We start from the raw sequence: 17,187 nt of genomic DNA, 5'->3' as shown, positions 1-17,187 counted from the left end.
AACCGAGGAGGACGAACCGTGGTCGCGTATTCCGTGTCCCGCAGGCAGATGTTCGGATTCGGCGGGGCGGCAGCCGCCGCGCTGATGCTCGGAACGGGAGCGTGGGAGACCCAGTCCGCGTTCGCCATGCCCACCCTGAAGGGTGACCCGTTCACCCTGGGCGTCGCCTCGGGTGACCCGACGTCGGACGGCGTCGTGCTCTGGACCCGCCTGGCTCCCGACCCCTTCGCTCAGGACGGCCTCGGCGGCATGCCGGCCAAGCCCGTCCGTGTCCACTACGAGGTGGCGCTCGACGAGCGGTTCCGCCGGGTCGTGCGCCGTGGCAGCGTCGTCGCGACTCCCGAGCTGGCGCACTCCGTCCACCCCGAGGTGCACGGGCTCGCCCCCGACCGCACCTACTGGTTCCGCTTCAAGGCCGGCACCGCGATCTCCCCCGTGGGGCGTACGCGCACCACCCCGGCCCCCTCGGACTCCCCGCGCGAGCTGAAGTTCGCCTTCGCCTCCTGCCAGGCCTGGCAGGACGGCTACTTCACGGCGTACCACCACATGGCGCAGGAGGACCTGGACCTGGTGGTGCACCTCGGCGACTACCTCTACGAGTCCGGCGTCAAGACGAACAAGCGCGGTGTGACGACCGACCCCAAGTTCCACACGGAGACCCTCGACCTGGCCCGCTACCGCCTCCAGTACGGCCTCTACAAGTCCGAGGCACCGCTGCGCGAGGCACACGCCAACTTCCCGTGGATCATGACGTTCGACGACCACGAGGTGGAGAACAACTGGGCGGACGAGACCTCCGAGAACGACGAGAACCCGGAGACCTTCCTGCAGCGCCGGGCCGCCGCCTTCCAGGCCCTGTACGAGCACGCGCCGCTGCGCCGCACCCAGCTGCCGAACGGCCCCGACGTACAGATGTACCGCAGGCTCTCCTACGGCCGGCTCGCCGACTTCACCATGCTCGACACCCGCCAGTACCGCGACGACCAGCCGTGCGGCGACGGCGCCTCGGCCGACTGCGACGACCGCTTCGGCACCGACCGCACCCTGCTCGGGTCCCGGCAGCGGGACTGGGTCCTCAAGGGCTTCAGCCGCTCGCAGGCACGCTGGCAGGTGCTCGGCAACCAGGCGCCGATGGGGCAGACCGACCAGGACCCGGGCCCCGGCACGACGGTCTGGATGGACCCCTGGGACGGCTACGTCGCCGAACGCAACCGGCTGCTCGCCGAGGCCGGCACCCGCGGGGTACGCAACCTGGTCGTCATCACGGGTGACCGCCACCAGAACTACGCCTGGGACCTCAAGCGCGACTACACCGACCCGGAATCGGCGACCGTCGGCTCGGAGTTCGTGGGCACCTCGCTCACGAGCGGCGGCGACGGCGCGGACATGACGGCTCAGGGCGAGACGTTCCTCGCGGCGAACCCGCACATGAAGTTCTTCAACAGCCAGCGCGGCTACGTCCGTGTCACGGTGGACCGCGAGCGGTGGACGAGCGACTTCCGCGTCCTGCCCTTCGTGACGAAGCCGGACGCGACGATCAGCACACGCGCCAGCGTGGTCGTGGAGGACGGGACGCCGGGCGTCCAGGTCTGAGGCGACCGGTGGGACGTCATGGACGGGGATCCGGGTGGGTGTGCCCGAATCCCCTGTCCATGACGTCCCACCGGCCCGTTCCTGAGCCCTCTCCTAACCGCCCCTTAAGCCCGCCATAACGATCGCCACCTGGGCCTTTTCCCGCCCGGATCCACTCCTGACGGCGGCTAGCTTGCTGATCACCAGACCTGGTCAACAGCCCCGTCGCCGAAGGAGAACCACCACCATGGCCGTCATCGCCACCACCCGCCGCCACAGGATCGCCGGAAGCATCGTCGCGCTCGGCGTCGCGCCGCTCGCACTGACCGGGCTCTCCGCCGCCCCGGCCGCGGCCCACGGTTCGCTGAGCGATCCGGTGAGCCGGGTCTCGGCCTGTTTCGCGGAGGGGCCGGAGAATCCGCAGTCGGCGGCCTGCCAGGCGGCGGTGGCGGCGGGCGGGACCCAGGCGCTGTACGACTGGAACGGTGTGAACATCGCCAACGCGGCGGGCAAGCACCGTGAGCTGATCCCGGACGGCAAGCTGTGCAGCGCGGGCAACGACAAGTTCAAGGGGCTCGACCTGCCGCGCGCCGACTGGCCGTCCACGCCCATGGAGGCGGGCAGCCACACCTTCCGGTTCCGGGCCACGGCACCGCACAGGGGCTCGTTCGAGCTGTACCTGACCAAGGCGGGCTACGACCCTGCGCAGCCCCTGAAGTGGTCGGACCTCCAGGAGAAGCCGTTCGCCACGGCCACCGACCCTGCGCTGGAGAACGGGTCGTACGTCTTCGACGGCACGGTGCCGGAGGCGTCGGGGCGGCAGTTGATCTACACGGTCTGGCAGCGGTCGGACTCCCCCGAGGCCTTCTACGCCTGCTCCGACGTGGCCTTCGGCGGTGAGGGCGCCGACGGCGGTACCACCGAGGCCGCACCGGCGCCGGCGGCCTCCGCCCCGTCGGAGGTGGAGATCGACGAGGGCGCCGACAAGTCGTCCGTCGAGCACCACGGCCATGGTGACGACGACGCGGCGACCGGCGCGGAGGTCACCGAGGCGGCCCCGGCCCCCGAATCCGGCGCCGCGGAGGCCGGGGCGAACGCTCCCGAGCCGAACAACGTCGCGGCCTCCCCGGCGGGCGAGGTGCTCGCCGAGACGGGTGGCAGCAGCAGCACCTCGTACCTCGCGATCGGCGGGGCCGCCGCGCTGGCCCTCGGTGCGAGTGCCTTGTTCGTCTCGGTCCGCCGCCGGGCCGCGGACGGCGCGCACCGCGCCTGACCCGGTGACCGCCGGGCCTCCGGTCACCGGGGGCCCGGCCGTACGCGTCTCAGCCGATGGCCGAGGCGCAGGTGGTCGGACGGGAGACGTAAGGTCAGGCCGCGAGCCGTCCCGGTTTCACCGCCTGCGGGCCGAACCTGGCCCGCAGGCGGTCGGACACCGCCTCGATCCGCCGCGCCCGTTCGTCCACCGGGTCGAAGGTGAGCTGATGGGCGGCGCGTTCCGCGTCGTCGAGCCCCTCCGCCCGCAGCCCGATCCCCCTCACCCGCGCCCGCTGCAGGGCGAAGGAGTCCTGGATCCGGTACGCGAGCGCGCTGAGCGCCGCCGAGTGGGCGGTGGGCTCCGGGAGCGTACGGCTGCGGGTCAGCGTCGCGTAACCGGTGCGGCCGGCGTAGCGCACGGAGACCGCGAGCGCGCGGCACACCTGCCCGTCGCCGCGCAGCCTGGCGCCCAGCTCCTCGGTGAGTGAGAGGAGCGCGCGGCGGTGCTGCTCCGGGTCCAGTTCGTCACGGGGGAAGGAACGTTCGGCGGCGATCGACCGGGCGGCGGCGTTCGGCACGACCCCCGTACGGTCGACGCCGTTGGCCCGCTCCCACAGCTCGCGCCCGGTCCGTACGCCGGTGATCCGCTGCAGGGTGGCGAGCGGCGCGGCGGCTATCCGGCCGACGGAGTCGAGCCCGTATCCGCACAGGGTGCGCGCGGTCGCCGTCCCGACGCCGTCCAGCGCGGCGGCGGGCTTGGACGCGAGGAAGCCGGCGTGCTCGCCGGGGGGCACCACGAAGGTCGTCCCGGCCGTCGCCTGCCGTGCGGCCATCCTGGCCAGCATGGGGTTGGAGGCCGCCCCGATCGCGCAGTCCACGCCGTGGAGAGCGAGGGCGCGCACCCGGATCACCGAGGCCAGGCCCGCCGCGTCCTGCCCGAAGTAGCGCAGCGCACCGCTGACATCGGCGAGCGCGGCGCCCGGCGGTGCCGCCTCGACGACCGGGGTGAACGCCCCGAGGAGGGCGAGCAGCCCCTCGTAACCCGCGCTGTCCGGCAGTCCGCCGCCGATCCGGCGGAACCGCAGGCACAGGACGGCCGGCTGGTCGTTCATCCCGCGCTCCCCTGGCTTCGGTGCCACAACTTCCTTCCGGTGGGCGCCCCTTCGCCGGCCGGCTGGAGATCGGACCAGGGGTTCATCTCGTAGCCGGTCGGCAGCTGGATACGGCGGCCGCCATCGGACATCTCCTCCTCGCCGGCGGCGGGCTCCTCCGCCAGACGTGCCGCGACCGCGTCGAGGCCGCCGGTGCGCCGGAGTTCGGCCAGCTCGGCCAGGTTCCAGGCCGCCGAGCCGACCACGCTCATGCTGCGCGCGCCGCGCCGTTGGACCACCCCGCGCACCAGCAGCAGCCAGGAGTGGAAGACGGTGTGCGCGCAGGCGGCGTGGCTGTCGTCGAAGAAGGCGAGGTCGACCAGACCCGTCCCGTCGTCCAGGGTGGTGAAGATGACCCGGCGCCCGGAGCGGACCGGCGGAGTCTGGGTGGCCACCTTGGCGCCCGCGACCAGCACGGTCTCCCCGTGCCCGGCCGCCTTCAGCCGCTTGGCGGAGAGCGCGCCCAGCTCCTCCAGGAAGGCGTGGTGATCGCCCATCAGATGGCGGGACACATCCATGCTGAGGACGCCGAGCTCGGCGCTGAGGCGTTCGGCGTCGTTGAGGTCGGGCAGCCCGACGGTACCGGTCCGGTGCCCGTCGCCGAGCGGGAGCTGGGCGCCCGCCGCGCCGGAACCGGAACCCCGCTGGGCGCGGTGGAGCTCGGACAGGTGCAGCAGCAGATCCCGGCGGTTGGCACCGAAGGCGTCCAGCGCGCCGACCTGGGCGAGCCGTTCGGCGGCCGGTTTTCCGGGCCTGGCCCGCTGCCAGAAGTCCAGCAGCGAGGTGTAGGGCTGCCCGGCCTCGATCCGGGCGACCTCGGCCTCACTGATGCCGTGGACGTCCGAGAGAGCCAGTCGCAATCCCCATTTGTCACTGTTGCCACCAGACACCAGTTCGATCCGATGGGTGGCCGCCGACCGGTTCACGTCCAGCGGCAGCACCGGCACCCCGCGCCGCCGCGCGTCCGCGAGCAGCAGCCGCTTCGGGTACATCCCGGGGTCGTGCGTGAGCAGCCCGGCGTAGAAGGCCGCCGGGTGGTGCGCCTTGAGCCAGGCCGACTGGTACGTCGGCACGGCGAAGGCGACCGCGTGTGCCTTGCAGAAGCCGTAGCTCCCGAACGCCTCGATGATCTCCCAGGCGCGGGCGATCACCTCGGCGTCGTACCTCCTCCGCGCCGCCCGCTGCGCGAACCAGACCCTGATCCGTGCCTGCGACCCGGGGTCGGAGAGCCCGCGCCGCACCCGGTCGGCCTCGCCGCGTCCGCAGCCGGTCATGATGTTCACCATCTCGATGATCTGCTCGTGGAAGACGACCACCCCGTAGGTGTCACGCAGCGCCTCCTCCAGGTCGGGGTGCGGATACCGCACGGGCGCGCGGCCGTGCCTGGCCTCGATGAACGGCCGCACCATGTCGGCGGCGACCGGGCCCGGCCGGAACAGCGATATGTCGACCACCAGGTCGTGGAAGGTGGCAGGCTGGAGCCGGCCGACCAGGTCGCGCTGGCCCGGCGACTCGATCTGGAAACAGCCCAGCGTCTCGGCGCTCCTGATCAGCCGGTACGTCTCCGGGTCACCCTGCGGTACGGCGTCCAGGTCGACCTCCCGTCCGGAGGCCCGCTTCACCTCGGTCACCGCGTGCGCCATCGCCGACTGCATCCGTACGCCGAGCACATCGAGCTTGAGCAGCCCGAGGTGTTCCACGTCGTCCTTGTCGAACTGGGCCATCGGGAAGGGGCCGCCGCCCGTTCCGTCGGGGCCGTGGGGGATCTCGCCGCTGGTGGGTACGACCGGCGTACGCCGTAGCAGCGAGTCGTCCGAGAGGAGCACCCCGCACGGGTGCATGGCGATGCCGCGCGGCAGTGCGTCCAGCGACTCGACCAGCTCCCAGAGCCGGCCGTACTTCTCCTTCCGCCCGGCCACGGCGCGCAGTTCGGGCAGTTCCTCCATCGCGGCACGGGCGTCCCTGGCCCGGATGTGCGGGAAGGCCTTGGCGAGCCGGTCGGTCTCGCCCGGGTCCATGGAGAGCGCGGCGCCGACGTCACGGATGGCGTGGCGCACCCGGTAGGTCTCCGGCATGGAGACGGCCGCGACCCGTTCGGCGCCGAAACGGCCGATGATCGCGCGGTAGACGTCGAGGCGGCGGGCGGATTCGACGTCGATGTCGATGTCGGGCAGCACGAAGCGCCGCTTGGACAGGAACCGTTCCATGAGCAGCCCGTGTTCGAGCGGGTCGGCGTGGGCGATCCCGAGCAGATGGTTGACCAGGGAGCCGGCCCCGGAGCCGCGTGCGGCGACGCGTATGCCCATGTCCTTCACGTCGTCGACGACCTGGGAGACCGTCAGGAAGTAGGAGGCGAAGCCGTGGTGGGCGATGATGTCCAGCTCGTGGTGCATCCGCTCCCAGTAGTCGCGCCTGCGGTCGTAGCCGTGCCGCACCATGCCCGCGGCGGCGCGGGAGGCCAGCACCCGCTGGGCGGTGCGCCGCCCGGCTCCGACGAGACGCGGCTCGGGGAAGTGGACGCTGCCCAGCCCCAGGTCGTCCGCCGGGTCGACGCGGCAGGCGTCGGCGGTGCGCCGGGTCTCCGCGAGCAGCCGCTGTCCCGCGTCCCGCCCGAGCCCCGCGGCGGAGGTGATCCGCTCGGCGGTCTCCCGCATCGCGGGGGCGTCCTTGAGCCAGCGCTCCCCGCTGTCGAGGGGGGAACGGCGCGGGTCGACGGGGACGAGCCGGCGGGCCGAGTCGAGTACGTCGGCGACGGGGCCCTGCCCGGGGTCGGCGTACCGGACGGCGTTGGTCAGCACTGCCCGCACGCCCTGTTCGGCGGCGAAGCCGACGGTACGGGCGGCGAGCCGCAGCGAGCCGGGGCCGGTCCCCTCGCGGCCGTGGTGGACGGCTTCGAGGCGCAGGGCGTCGCCGTAGATCTCCCGCCAGGGGGCGAGCAGCGCGGCGGCCCGGTCGGGCCGGCCCGAGGCCAGCGCGGCCCCCACCTCGGAGGCGGGGCCGAGCAGCACGGTGAGCCCTTCGGCGGGCAGCGCGTCCCGGCCGACCAGTGGCTGCCCGGCATCCGGGTCCCCGGCGCCGGGGGCGTGGGCGGTGGTGACCAGCCGGCAGAGCTCGGCCCAGCCATGGGCACCGTCCCGGGCCAGGAAGGTGACCCGGGGTGCGGATTCATCGACAAAGGCACCCCCACGGACCGGCACGCGCGCCCGGTAGGCACCCTCCTCCCCCTTCGCCCGCCCCTCCACCTGTCGCGCCACCGCGAGCTCCACCCCGAAGACCGGCCGTATCCCGGCCCCCTCGCACGCCCTGGCGAAGCGGACCGCGCCCGCGAGGCTGTCACGGTCGGTCAGCGCGAGGGCGTCCATCCCCCGCTCGGCGGCGCGCTCGGCCAGCCGCTCCGGATGCGAGGCCCCGTACCGCAGGGAGAACCCGGAAACGGTATGCAGATGCGTGAACCCGGGCATCCGCACCTCCTGGACCGATCCGTACTCGCCACCCCCTCGCTCTCCACCATAGACCAAGTTTCGAACGTTCGTACGATAACCGAGGGTGCGGCCACCTCTCCGCCATTCGGCCCGCCACCGCCTGCGCGAACCACGCCCTGGCCGGACCGTGGGGGCATGACATTCGCCGACGAGGTGAAGAACGCCGTCACGACACGGGCCGCACTGCTGGTCATCGGCGTACTGGCGCTGCAGCTGCTGTTCATCGCCTCCTACGTCGGCGCGCTGCACAGGCCCGACCCGACGGACGTCCCCTTCGGGGTCGTCGCCCCGCAGCAGGTGTCCGGGCAGCTCGTCGCTCAGCTGGACGACCTGCCGGGCGGCCCGCTCGATCCGCGCGCGGTCTCCGGCGAGGCCGAGGCCCGCCGCCAGATCCAGAACCGCGACATCGACGGCGCCCTGATCGTCAGCCCCACCGGGGCGACCGACACCGTGCTCGTCGCCTCCGGCGGCGGCACCGTGCTGGCCACCTCGCTGACCACGATCATCAAGGAGGCGGAGGGGCCCCGACAGCGCACGGTACGGACCGTGGACGTGGCCCCCGCCTCCCCCGACGACTTCGACGGCCTCTCTTCGTTCTACCTGGTCGTGGGCTGGTGCGTCGGCGGCTACCTCTGCGCCTCGATCCTGGCGATCAGCGCGGGCGCCAAACCCGCCAACCGGCAGCGCGCGGTGATCCGCACCGCGGTCATGGCGCTGTACTCGATCGCGGGCGGGATCGGCGGTGCGGTCATCATCGGCCCGGTCCTCGGCGCGCTCCCGGGCAGCGTGTGGGCCCTGGCCGGTCTGGGCGCCCTGGTCGTCTTCGCGGTCGGCATGATCACGCTCGCCCTGGAGGCACTCACCGGCATCGTCGGGATCGGTCTGGCCGTCCTGCTCATCGTGATCGCGGGCAACCCGAGCGCGGGCGGCGCCTTCCCGCTGCCGATGCTGCCGGACTTCTGGCGGGCGATCGGCCCCGCCCTGCCGCCCGGCGCGGGTACCTGGGTGGCCCGCTCGATCGCGTACTTCAAGGGCAACGCGGTCACCGGCCCCCTGCTGGTGCTCTCCGCCTGGGCGGTCGCCGGCACGGTCCTGACCCTGCTCCTGTCGATGCGCCGCTGGGGCCCGGAGGAGGCGGGGCGGAGGACGGCTCCCGGGGAAGCGGCGGCCTCCCCCGGGAGCGGCTCGCACCTGGGCTGAGCCCCGGTATCAGCCCAGCATCGTCGGCGCAGCGGTAGCGCATCCGGCCCCTGCCGCCCGTGTTGTTGTGGCGGCGTGCGGCAGCGAGCTCTTCGCGCGGCGGCCGGCCGCAGGGGCGCTCTATGCCCGCTCCGCCCCCGGCGAGGTGTCGACGTCCTGGCCGGCCCAGGTCTGCTGCGGGGTGCGCCACAGGACGTCGACGCCGAACACGTCGTGGACGGTGGCGGCCGACCAGTCCTCGGCCGGGGGCCCGGACAGGACGAGGCAGAGACGGTCGGCCGGCGTGGGCAGGATGTGGTTGATCTCTCGGAGGCGTGCCGCTCCCGCGCGGAGGTCGGCGTACGCGCGAAGGCCGGCGCCGAGCACCTCGTAGAGCACATGGCCGTTGTCCGTGACGCAGGTGACGTCGACGACCGGATGTTCGGGTTCCAGCTCCCGGCCCGCGCGCAGGAGGGCCGCCTTCAGTTCGAAGCGCACCGCCTCATGGGTCTTACACATGCGGTCCGTCGCGGCCGAGGCCGCGAGGACGTCGAGGAGGCCCGTGGGCTGTTCCGCGTGTTCCGGTGCGGTGGGCGCGTCCGCGGTGGTGGTCATGGGTTCTTCTTCCTTCGGCTCGAACGGCTCAGGTGCCTCGGGTGACTCAGGTGCCTCGGGTGTCTCAGATGCCTCGGGTGACTCAGGTGTCTCGGACGGCTGTGTGGAGTCCGCGCCGTCCTGCTCGTCCTCCGCCACCGGTCCGGCTGCGCCGCCGATGCGGCGCTCGAGGGTCCGGCGCGCCTCGGCCAGCTCCTCGGCCAGGCCGCTGCGCTCCAGTTCGGCGCGGAACCGGTCCAGGTCGGGTGCGCCGGAGGAGGAAGCGCGGTTGGCGTCGGCCGCCAGGTCGCGCAGCAGGTTCAGGCGGGCCCGGTCCGGAGAACCGAGGACATGCCAGACGTCCAGCCAGTCGTGCTGGTCCAGGCGCAGGCACCGGTTGGCCATGCCCTTGAGCTCCGACAGCCGGGCACGGAAGTCCTCCGGGACGGTCCCGCCGGCCAGGTCCTCGACGACTGCGAGCGCGTCCGCGTAACGCCGGGCCATGGTGGGCGAGATGGGCCGGCGACCGCGTGCGTCAACGGTGACGAAGCTGACGCTGGAGGCGTGACGGAGCACCCAGGCGTCCAGCTCCGCCCCGTGGGCGGGAGGTGTCGAGCCATGGCGCACGGCCATAAGCAGCGGACGGTCCGTGGCCGGGGAGATCGCCTCGACCTTGTAGTTGCCGCCGGTGGTGTGACCGATGACCCGGACCCGGATGTCGGTACCGATCTCCGGGACGTCCGATACAGCCACCGGTGCGGTGCCGGTGCCGGAATCGACCTCGGATCCGGCCTCGGGGAGCGGCTCCTGCGTGCCTCCGGCGGTGTCCGTCAGGGCCTCCGGGAGGGGGGCGGTGTGCAGAACGGTCAGGCTCTGGGTGCTGCGGGTCAGTGCGACGTACAGCTGGCGCAGCCCGGACGGGCCGCGGTCGGCGATGGTGGCGGGCTCGACGACGAGGACGTGGTCGTACTCCATGCCCTTGGCCTGCGCGGCGGCCAGCACGGACACCGCCTCACGTTCCTGCGCCGTGATCCCGTGGGCCTCGTCCAGGTGGCGGGCGATCTCGTCGAGCCAGCCGGAGTCGTCGGGGACGATGACGGCGACGGACCGCAAAGTGCGCCCGTCGCTGCTGCCGACGAGGCGGACGGCCTGGGTGACGGTGTCGCCGAGCAGCTTCCACGGCTCGGTGGCGATCGTCCGTACCGCGTCCGCACCGGCCTCCCGCACGGCCGTCGGGTAGGGCAGCGAGGGTGCGACCGCGCGAGCCAGGGGGGCGACGAACGCCATGATCTCGGCGGGTACGCGATAGCTGGTGGTCAGTTCCTCGACGCGCCAGTCACCGTGGTCGGACAGGAGCGCGCCGAGGCGGTCCCATCCGGTGTACGGGTAAGGGCCGGTGGCCTGGGCCAGGTCACCGAGGACGGTCATCGAACCGCCTCGCGCGACGCGGCGGCGCAGGGCGCGGGCCTGCATGGGCGTCAGGTCCTGGGCCTCGTCGGCGACGATGTGGCCGTAGCGTCGCGGGGTCTCACCCGTGATGAGGTGGCGGAGCTCTTCGAGACAGACACGGTCGTCCAGGGACCAGGGGTCGTCCTCGGCCCGCTCTGCCCTGGCCCGGTGCAGGGCGGCCTGTTCCGTCTCGTCGAGGATTCCCTCGGCGCAGGTGCTCAGCAGGTCGGGCGAGTCGTAGAGGCTGCGCAGCGCTTCCCGGGCGCCCGGTGACGGCCAGGCACGGTCGAGGAGTCGCTCCACCTGACGGTTGCGTTCCAGGCTGCGGCGGATCGTGCCGTCCGCGCCACGACGAGGGGCCAGGGCTGCGAGTTCCCGCAGGAGCCGGTCGACGAGCAGGCTGCGGAAGCGGTCACGGCGCTCGCGGTGGGCGCCTTCGCCGCCACGCGCCTCCTCGAAGAGGGCCTGGACCTCGGAGCGCGGGACGCGCAGGGTCGTGCTGCCTGCGGTGACGGTGAACGCCGGCTCGTCCCCGTCGAAGGAGGGCGGGGTGAGGAGGCGGTCGATGGCCTCGGGGCGGCACTCCTGCTCGACACGGCGCCGCAGGACGGCGGCCATGCGCTCGTCGGACTTCACCAGCCGTGACTTCGGCGTGTCGGTGCCGAGGATCTCGCCGTCCCACAGACGGGAGAGCTGGACGGCGTTGACGTCGCGCGTGCCGAGGGTGGGCAGGACCTGGCCGACGTAGTCGAGGAACCGCTGGTGCGGGCCGATGACCAGCATGTCCTGCGCCTTGAAGTGGTTGTTGTTGACGAGCCAGGTCACGCGGTGCAGACCGACCGCGGACTTGCCCGTGCCCGGCCCGCCCTGCACGACGAGGATGTCGGACGGAGAACCCGTGACCAGGTCCATCTGATCGCGGCGGATGGTCTCGACGATGTCCCGCATGCGGCCGCTGCGGGAGCGCTGGAGCTCACGGAGCAGGAGGTCGTCCGGCTGGAGGGGCTTGCGGCGCTGGAGCCGGGCGACATCGGCGGGGGTACGGACCGGCGGGCGCGCACCGGGTGTGGCGGCGCCCGGCCTCTCCGGGTCCGCTCCGTCGGCGTCGACGGGCTCCGGGGCGACGGCGTCGTCCCCTGCCGTCCGGGGCGTCGGGACGGCAGGAAGCGCGGAGCTGGGGACGGCTACGGGAACAACCGGAGCGATGTCGTCGAAGTAGTCCTCGACGACGCGCTGCACACAGCGCAGTTGGCGCCGCAGAGTGATGTCACCGGGAGTGTCCGGCTGCGCCGCGAGCCACTTGGTCGCGACCGGGCTGGTCCACAGCACGACGACGGTGTCACGGGTACGGATGTCGGAGACGGCACGCCGCCCCACGTACCAGGGCCGGCACTCCCCGCCCGTCATTTCCGGCGCGTCGACGCGGGCGGTGACCAGAGATTCGCCACCGAGTCCGTCGTACGCCGCCGCCTTCTCCTCGGTGTCGAGCCGGTTGGCGATGCCGTCCTTGTTACTGGCGGCGGCAGTTGCCGCCGAGGCCCCGGTCATCTCGGCCAGGCGCTCGGCGTAGCAGTCGTACGCGCGGTCCACGGCCTTCTGTTCATCGCCGATGACCTGATCGCGTGTGGTGGTGTTCATCTACTGCCCCTCCCTGGCAACCCAGTGGAACGCCGCTACGGGCATGCGCCCGCCCCCCGGCCAACTGGTCTGCCGTGTCGCACCCTTGAGTGCCGGTCAGTACCGCCATCCAAGCATCGCACCCATTAACTCAGTTCACAACCACTTCGTTAGTCCGGGATTGCCGAGCCACCCCCGTAAGAAGTCGCCCGACCGGCACGATCACCATTGACTCAGTTCACGATTGAACAACATTTCAATCGCGCCCACACGGTCTTGGAGTGGGCGGCAGGGACCGTGCACCCCCCAGCGCTCGGCGTAGGCGTCGACAAGGGGGCAGGCCACGGCCCGAGAGAGCGTCAGTGAGCAGTTTCAGCGTTGCCTCTCCAGGGTGAGGACGGCTTTGGCGATTGACGTCATGCGGTTCGGGCTGCATCGCGGTCTTCGGAAGATTCGCCAGGATTTGAGTCGCGCCATAGCGCGTTCGACGGGTGCTCGGGTCGTGGCCAGTGCCCGGTTGACCGTCCGTTCTGTCGGTGTCAGCCGGCCGTTGGGTGAGCGTCTGCGGCCGGTGGTGACCCAGGGGCCGGCGCCGGGGTAGGCGCGGTCGGCCAGGATGGGAACACAATCGGCGCAGGTCAACGACTTCATCGGGGACAAGAGCACCAGCCTGGGAGCCTAGTTGCTCCAGCGCGGCGGGGAGGGGCGATGGTGTTCGGGCAGGCACGGTCTCGCTCGGCCCTCAGGGGTCTGGACAACCACATGATCACCAACGGCAGTACCTGCACCGCTGTCCGGGTCTCGTTGCCGCACACCAAGTGTGACGCCAAGTCAATCGTGAACAGGCCGAATCGGAGCGACCTCGACTACACGTTGCCCCTGCGCGACGAGCGCGTCCGGACCCATCAGCCGGGCGTCACGCATCCAACGGGACCCGTTCCGGCCATCACGTGGCTCCCGCACATTCTTCCGGTCACTATTCTGGTGCTCGAGGACTATCGCGCATCCCAGATGGATGCCAGGGGTTCGGCTGGTGAAGGCGAGAATTCAGCGGATAGAGTATGGCTCGCGATGGCGGTCAGTGAGGTCGGCGGTGGGGGGTGAAAAGACTGTGATTGACTTCCAAGAACAGGCAACCCAGGGCCCTCCTGCCCGAGATTCTGAACGCGCGTTCGCTTGTCCTGACCTGCAACACTTACAACTCGACCTCAGCATCCTCAAGCGATCACCACAAAGCGGTCCACGCAACAGCAGTGGGCCCTTTTTTCTTTTCCGTGAGCGTTCGCCGCTGGCGTCCCCGCCGGGGCCACGAGGTGGACGTGCAGCGAGAAGCGGGTGCTTCGTTTCATGACAAGAGAAGTGTGGAGTGTGATGCCATGAACCGAGTCGGAAGAGACTCGCCCCGGTCGGCTCTAAGGCTTGTGGAGCCGCTGGCGCGCATGGGGTTAGCTGTTCTTCTGCTGGCAGGCGGCGCCATGGGGGCGACGGCTGGACCAGCCGCCGCTTCGACCGCCGATGGCACGGTGACGGTCGAGGTGCTGCGCGACTTCTTCGGCACCGGCGTGATCAACACGACGATGGACGTGCCGCAGCGGGGCATGAAGGTGGAGATCTCCGACCCCTCCGGGCACGAAGTCACCGGCGTAACGGACACCACCGGAAAGGTCGTAGTGTCGCGGTCGACCGTACTGACCGGCGGCCAGTACCGCGTCGACGTCAGCATCCCGGCACCGTACAGCGGCTATCTGCGGGCGGCGCCTGCGTCGACGGCGGAGAACCACTTCGACAGCTTCACGTCGTTCGTGGATGTGTCGGGCGGAAAGAACGCCTCGGTGGTGACAGGGGTGTGGGACCCGGCCGACTACGCGCTGCCGGACTCACGGTACTTCGTGCCGATCCACAACGGCGCCAACGGGACCGACAACCGGGCGTTGGTGGCGTTCGGGACGGAGGCCCGGGGCACGTGTCCCACCGATGTGGCGTGCCCGACCACGCTGGCTACGCAGGACCAGGTGGGCACGACGTTCGGGTTGGCGTACGACACGTCCCGGACCCGGCTGTTCCAGAGTGCGTTCGCCCGCCGGTACGCCCCTTACGGGCCGCAGGGCGGGGGCGCGATCTACACGGTGCCGGTCAACGGCTCGGGTGCGCCGGAGCTGTTCGCGCGGGTGCCGGACGCCGCGGTGACGCGGCACGACACCGCGAACATGATCAAGGATGCCGGGTTCACCGACGCGCCGGGCAAGGAGAGCATCGGTGGCCTGGCCCTGTCGGCGGACGGCTCCACGCTGCACGCGGTGAACCTGCGGACCCGCAGCCTGGTGAGCTTCGACGCGACAGGGGCCACCGCCGAGGAGCCCAAGTCGACGGTCCCGATCCCGGACCCGGGGTGCGCGAGCCCCGACGACTGGCGGCCGTTCGGTCTCCAGGTCCACAACAACACGCTGTACGTCGGCGGCGTGTGCAGCGCGGAGAGCACGCAGCAGCGCGCGGACCTGAAAGCCTTCGTCTCCACCTACGACGGCAAACGGTTCACCACGGTGCTGAGCCAGCCGCTCACGCAGGAACGCGGCAGCGTCTTCGGTTCCGGCGACCGGGCCACCCACTGGAACCCGTGGAACACCAGCCTGGACACGTGGGACGACCGGAAGTCGGGCAACGTCTTCATCGATCCGCAGCCGGAGCTCTCCTCGCTCGCCTTCGGCCGCGACGGCTCGATGATCCTGGGTTTCCGTGACCGGTTCATGGACGTGCTCAGTTGGGGAGGGCTGGACCCCCGCCCGGGGGACGACACGCCGGAGAACGGCATGTCCGGTGGTGACATCACCATGGTCTGCGCCACTCCCACCGGTGAATACCAGTGGGAAGGCACCGGGAACTGCCCCAACAACGCCACCCCCGCCAACAACGGCGGCCAGGCCGCCGATGTCGTCGAATACTTCCCGGGCGACTCTTACGCCAACGCGCACCAGGAGACCGCGCTGGGATCGGTGGCCTATATCCCGCAGCAGGAGTGGGTCGTCAGCACGGAGTTCGACCCGGTCGTCAACGTCGCGACCTCAGGGACCGGGTACCACAACATCACGACCGGTCAGGGCCCCGGCAACAACCCGACCGCCAACGGGTTCCAGTTCGTCAGCCGGGAACAAGGCGGGTTCGGCAAGGCCGGCGGGCTCGGTGACATCGCGTACGCGGCGGCGAACGCGCCGATCCAGATCGGCAACGTCGTGTGGTTCGACGGCGACCACAACGGGATCCAGGACCCGGGGCACGTGCTGCTGCCGGGGGCGACGATCAATCTTCTGGACGCGGACGGCAAACAGGTCGCCACGACCAGGACCGACGCCGCCGGCGAGTACTACTTCGGTGGTGTCGGCGCCGAGTACGAGCTCACACCGGGAGCGAAGTACACGGTCCAGTTCGACGTGTGCACCGCGGACACCAGCCAGGTGCCCGAGCAGCCCTCGGCGAGCGAGCTGAGGTTCACGCTCCCGCGGGCCGGTGACAACCGTGCGCATGACTCCAACGTGACTCCGCCGACCACCGGGCAGTTGTGCAACGGCTACGCGCCCGTCACGGCGCCGGACAAGCCGGGTGGGGTCGATCACACGATCGACGCCGGGGTGTACATCCCGAAGGAATCGCCGACCCCGACACCCACGCCGACACCGACACCGACACCCACGCCGACTCCGACGCCGCCCGCGGCCTCCACGCCGCCGTCGCCCGCGCCGCCTGTCAACCACCCGGCCCCGGCCGGTGGGGGCGGGGGTTCGATGGCGAACACCGGTACGCCCGGGCTGGCGGAGATGATCGGCATCGCCGGTCTGCTGGTGGGTGCGGGCCTGGTCATCGCGTTCGTGACCCGGAATCGTCACGCCCGGCAACACTGAACGAACCTCACAACGGTGATCTGCCCGTCCGCGTTCCGGACGGCGCGGACGGGCAGATCACCTCTCGGCCGGTCCAGGAGGGCCGGCCTTGGCGTCGTCTGCCACCACACCGTCCGGCCGCCTCGAGCCCACGGCGGCCGGACGGTGTGGTGATCGAAAGGATGAATCGGAGAGTGTCAGCGTCGAACCGCGCGCGGAGCGTGAGAATCCGGCAAGCCCCACCGGGCCGTCCGGCTGACCGGCGCCGATGGCCGCGGTCGCGCCGGGCCGCGGCCGTCATCGGCATCGCGGCCGTCGGGGTGGCCGCGGTGGCCGCGTTCCTGGTCACCGACGGCGGCTCCGGCGCCGACGGTCCGCGCCCGTTGACGACGGATGAGGCGAGCCGGCTGGCGATCACGCGATTCCGTAACTACCAGGCGCAGGGCCGCGCGGTGACGATCACCGTGCCGGGCACCGCCGGCGGGCTGACCGTCACCGGGTCCATCGACTATCGGCGCAAGGTCGGTTACGGCGTGGTGCACGGCACCGGGCGCGCCAAGTCCAGCGAAGGGCTGATCCAGTGGACGCCCACCTCGGTGCAGGTCCGCCCGATGACGGACGCCCCGGCGCACGCACCCGCGTCGCCGCCCCGTTCGGGCTGGTCCGACCGTCCGCTGCTGTCGTCCGGCAGCGCGCTGGACACCTCCCTGTCCATCGCGCTCGGTCTCGGCGGCGACCGGCCGGACAACGCAGAACTGCTGCCGCAGAACGGTGCCGCCTGGTGGGGGCGGGAGCAGGTGGACGGGCGCCGGGTGGACGTCATGACCGGGCCGTCCTCCCCTGACCGCTCCGGTACGGCGGGCAACGTGCGCTACTGGATCGGCTCCGACGGCACCATGTACCGGGTCCGCGTCAGCGTGGGTTCGCAGCCGGAGCCGGTGGTCATCGATTTCGCCACCCACACGTACGTTCCGGTCAAGCCGGTACCCGGGACCACCCCGACCGGGTAGCCGCTGT

The 17,187-nt window shown here is 71.6% G+C and carries 9 protein-coding genes and 1 pseudogene; 6 read left to right on the top strand and 4 right to left on the bottom strand.

Features of this window, described 5'->3' with window-relative positions; translation table 11 throughout:
- The first annotated feature begins 18 nt into the window (after nt 1-18).
- Together ACFYQ5_RS26700 and ACFYQ5_RS26695 are read left to right on the top strand one after the other, a co-directional pair.
- Nucleotides 19-1,593, top strand: coding sequence for an alkaline phosphatase D family protein (locus ACFYQ5_RS26700; RefSeq protein ID WP_389201106.1), 1,575 nt, complete (start codon nt 19-21; stop codon nt 1,591-1,593).
- A gap of 226 nt (nt 1,594-1,819) precedes the next feature.
- The gene (locus ACFYQ5_RS26695) at nt 1,820-2,845 is read left to right on the top strand and encodes a lytic polysaccharide monooxygenase (RefSeq protein ID WP_389201105.1); all 1,026 of its coding nucleotides are present in this window, start codon (nt 1,820-1,822) and stop codon (nt 2,843-2,845) included.
- 94 nt (nt 2,846-2,939) lie between these two features.
- Here ACFYQ5_RS26695 and ACFYQ5_RS26690 read toward each other — a convergent pair whose 3' ends face one another.
- On the bottom strand, nt 2,940-3,938 hold the full coding sequence (locus ACFYQ5_RS26690; protein WP_389201103.1) for a hypothetical protein: 999 nt from the start codon (nt 3,936-3,938) through the stop codon (nt 2,940-2,942).
- Complete coding sequence (locus tag ACFYQ5_RS26685; RefSeq protein ID WP_389201101.1) at nt 3,935-7,438, bottom strand: DNA polymerase III subunit alpha; 3,504 nt, start codon at nt 7,436-7,438, stop codon at nt 3,935-3,937. Before ACFYQ5_RS26685 ends, ACFYQ5_RS26690 begins: the two co-directional genes overlap by 4 nt.
- A gap of 156 nt (nt 7,439-7,594) precedes the next feature.
- On the opposite strand from ACFYQ5_RS26685, the gene ACFYQ5_RS26680 reads away from it, so the two are divergent.
- Nucleotides 7,595-8,659: a DUF3533 domain-containing protein gene (locus ACFYQ5_RS26680; protein ID WP_389201099.1), complete on the top strand. Its 1,065-nt coding sequence runs from the start codon at nt 7,595-7,597 to the stop codon at nt 8,657-8,659.
- A 120-nt stretch (nt 8,660-8,779) separates the two neighbouring features.
- Here ACFYQ5_RS26680 and ACFYQ5_RS26675 read toward each other — a convergent pair whose 3' ends face one another.
- Both ACFYQ5_RS26675 and ACFYQ5_RS26670 read right to left on the bottom strand, forming a co-directional pair.
- On the bottom strand, nt 8,780-12,319 hold the full coding sequence (locus tag ACFYQ5_RS26675) for a HelD family protein (protein ID WP_389201097.1): 3,540 nt from the start codon (nt 12,317-12,319) through the stop codon (nt 8,780-8,782).
- A gap of 351 nt (nt 12,320-12,670) precedes the next feature.
- Nucleotides 12,671-12,922: pseudogene (locus ACFYQ5_RS26670) on the bottom strand (transposase family protein); the annotation flags it as partial.
- A 138-nt stretch (nt 12,923-13,060) separates the two neighbouring features.
- Here ACFYQ5_RS26670 and ACFYQ5_RS26665 point away from each other — a divergent pair.
- The 3 genes from ACFYQ5_RS26665 to ACFYQ5_RS26655 all read left to right on the top strand — a co-directional run bounded on the left by ACFYQ5_RS26665 (nt 13,061) and on the right by ACFYQ5_RS26655 (nt 17,180).
- On the top strand, nt 13,061-13,402 hold the full coding sequence (locus ACFYQ5_RS26665; protein WP_389201095.1) for a hypothetical protein: 342 nt from the start codon (nt 13,061-13,063) through the stop codon (nt 13,400-13,402).
- A 371-nt stretch (nt 13,403-13,773) separates the two neighbouring features.
- Entirely contained in the window at nt 13,774-16,191 is a 2,418-nt protein-coding gene (locus ACFYQ5_RS26660; protein WP_389201224.1) for an SdrD B-like domain-containing protein, read from the top strand.
- 308 nt (nt 16,192-16,499) lie between these two features.
- Nucleotides 16,500-17,180, top strand: coding sequence for a hypothetical protein (locus tag ACFYQ5_RS26655; RefSeq protein WP_389201222.1), 681 nt, complete (start codon nt 16,500-16,502; stop codon nt 17,178-17,180).
- Nucleotides 17,181-17,187: the final 7 nt, after the last annotated feature.

The organism is Streptomyces sp. NPDC005794 (assembly GCF_042871445.1).
GTDB lineage: Bacteria > Actinomycetota > Actinomycetes > Streptomycetales > Streptomycetaceae > Streptomyces.
Note: the sequence above shows the minus strand (reverse complement) of the source record. Positions and strands in the feature narration are given on the sequence as shown.

Bases quoted from the DNA above. Each gene is read 5' to 3' on its own strand.
- ACFYQ5_RS26695 (WP_389201105.1), top strand. From the start codon at position 1,820: ATGGCCGTCATCGCCACCACCCGCCGCCACAGGATCGCCGGAAGCATC.
- ACFYQ5_RS26690 (WP_389201103.1), bottom strand. From the start codon at position 3,938: ATGAACGACCAGCCGGCCGTCCTGTGCCTGCGGTTCCGCCGGATCGGC.
- ACFYQ5_RS26685 (WP_389201101.1), bottom strand. From the start codon at position 7,438: ATGCCCGGGTTCACGCATCTGCATACCGTTTCCGGGTTCTCCCTGCGG.
- ACFYQ5_RS26680 (WP_389201099.1), top strand. From the start codon at position 7,595: ATGACATTCGCCGACGAGGTGAAGAACGCCGTCACGACACGGGCCGCA.
- ACFYQ5_RS26675 (WP_389201097.1), bottom strand. From the start codon at position 12,319: ATGAACACCACCACACGCGATCAGGTCATCGGCGATGAACAGAAGGCC.
- ACFYQ5_RS26665 (WP_389201095.1), top strand. From the start codon at position 13,061: ATGATCACCAACGGCAGTACCTGCACCGCTGTCCGGGTCTCGTTGCCG.
- ACFYQ5_RS26660 (WP_389201224.1), top strand. From the start codon at position 13,774: ATGGGGGCGACGGCTGGACCAGCCGCCGCTTCGACCGCCGATGGCACG.